The organism is Desulfocurvus vexinensis DSM 17965 (assembly GCF_000519125.1).
In the GTDB taxonomy this organism is placed as follows: domain Bacteria; phylum Desulfobacterota; class Desulfovibrionia; order Desulfovibrionales; family Desulfovibrionaceae; genus Desulfocurvus; species Desulfocurvus vexinensis.
Genome location: NZ_JAEX01000053.1, coordinates 1 through 1,414, shown reverse-complemented (window position 1 = coordinate 1,414; position 1,414 = coordinate 1). Strand labels below are relative to the sequence as shown.

Sequence of the window (1,414 nt, the reverse complement as noted above, 5' to 3'; positions counted from 1 at the left end):
ATCGAAGTCCGGATTACCTGCCTTGCGCTCCTGCAGATTGAGGTAGCTGGTCAGGTTTTCGGAGATAAAGCGGTAGAACAGCATGCCGAGCACATAAGTCTTGAAATCCCAGCCATCCACGCTGCCGCGCAGATCGTTGGCGATGCGCCAGATGGTTTTGTGAAGATCTGCGCGTTCGGTTTCCTTGTGGTTGCTCATTCTGCCTTATCCTGTCTGTTCTTGTCCGCCGCGCCGCCAGCCTTCACCCACTCGTCGACCTCGTCTTTCTTGAACTTCCAAAGACGGCCCATGCGATGGGCGGGCATCGCATGCTTGTCGATCCAGCGGTAAACGGTGTCGCTGCTGACACCGAGGTATTTGCCTATTTCGTCTACTGATAACCAGCGGTCTTCTATCTCGGCCATATCTCCAACTCCTCAAGGGCGATTGGTTTTCTTGCCACGCCAGAGGCGGTAACGGGGATGCTGGGCGGAGCTTCCCCAAATTAAAACGTCCTTTAATATATTTAGGCAGGGGCCGATTGTCAAACGTTTTCGTCCGGATAAAGCCGCAAAGGTCTGCTCACGGGCGTAACCACTCGCCGCTGGCGACTCTCTCCGCGTAAGGCGGGCATGGCATCCAGTAGATCCAGGCAGGAACCGAGGTGCGCCCGCACAGCACCGCCACCATCACCCGCTGGTACATGCTGTGCCCGCCGGGCCGAAATCCTTCCAGCCGGTCGATGGGCGGCAGATCGCGCTGCGGATCGGTGAAGGTCACCAGTTCCCCATGGATCAGATCCCAGTCGCCGGTCGGGCGGCCGAAGCGCGGTGTGGCGATTCCCTGTTGCTTGCGAGCATCGGCCAGTGGGTCGGCGGTGCCCCGGGCCAGGATCAGCCCTTCCGGCACTTCGAGGGCCGGGAAACCGGCGTGGAGGTGGTAGAGCCTGCCCCAGACCACGGCCGGTTCGATGCTGCGGGCCTGAGCGCAGAAACGTTGATGGTTCCAGTAGCCCTGTTTCAGGGTACCGTAGACGAAGAGCCGGAGGATGGTCTCGGGACTGTCTTCCGGGTTTGTGCTGACTCGGGCCGTCCCTGGCCCTCGCCCTGCGGGCGCACTTTCAGTGCGTCCAAATCCGCTGTCCTGCGGATTTGTCAGCTTCGAGGATTCTCCAATGTTCATGCATTCACTCCTTCGGGCAGTGTCCCTTTGCGCTTCTGGGGTATGAAGCGGAATTCGCTGTTTTCGATGGCCCGCACATCCTCGTGGCGGATGGTGAGCATGGTCATGGGCGGCACCTCAAGCTCGCGCCAGCCCTTCTCGTTGTCCACGGCAAAGTCGATGAAGGCGGGCTCCGAGGCGTAGAGCACCACCCGGTGCTGGCGGTGGATACGCAGGCAGAGCGGCTTGTTGCCCTTGAGCACGGTGATGGTGC

The 1,414-nt window shown here is 60.3% G+C and carries 3 protein-coding genes and 1 pseudogene; all 4 read right to left on the bottom strand.

Annotated features, from left to right (window positions below; all coding sequences use genetic code 11):
• The coding region (locus G495_RS0114540) for a type I restriction-modification system subunit M N-terminal domain-containing protein (protein WP_028588366.1) at positions 1 to 198 on the bottom strand (198 nt) is incomplete at its 3' end.
• Positions 195 to 404 carry a helix-turn-helix domain-containing protein gene (locus G495_RS0114535; protein ID WP_028588365.1) on the bottom strand — a complete coding sequence of 70 codons (210 nt, stop codon included), beginning with the start codon at positions 402 to 404 and terminating at the stop codon, positions 195 to 197. The genes G495_RS0114535 and G495_RS0114540, both read right to left, overlap by 4 nt.
• Positions 405 to 561: 157 nt before the next feature.
• Positions 562 to 1,161 carry a gamma-glutamylcyclotransferase family protein gene (locus G495_RS19495; protein ID WP_035252531.1) on the bottom strand — a complete coding sequence of 200 codons (600 nt, stop codon included), beginning with the start codon at positions 1,159 to 1,161 and terminating at the stop codon, positions 562 to 564.
• A pseudogene (locus G495_RS19490) lies at positions 1,158 to 1,414 on the bottom strand (glucosamine 6-phosphate synthetase); the annotation flags it as partial. The pseudogene G495_RS19490 and the gene G495_RS19495, both read right to left, overlap by 4 nt.

What these genes read in the sequence shown, in the direction of transcription:
- G495_RS0114535 (WP_028588365.1), bottom strand. Translation starts at nt 404, where the DNA reads ATGGCCGAGATAGAAGACCGCTGGTTATCAGTAGACGAAATAGGCAAA.
- G495_RS19495 (WP_035252531.1), bottom strand. Translation starts at nt 1,161, where the DNA reads ATGAACATTGGAGAATCCTCGAAGCTGACAAATCCGCAGGACAGCGGA.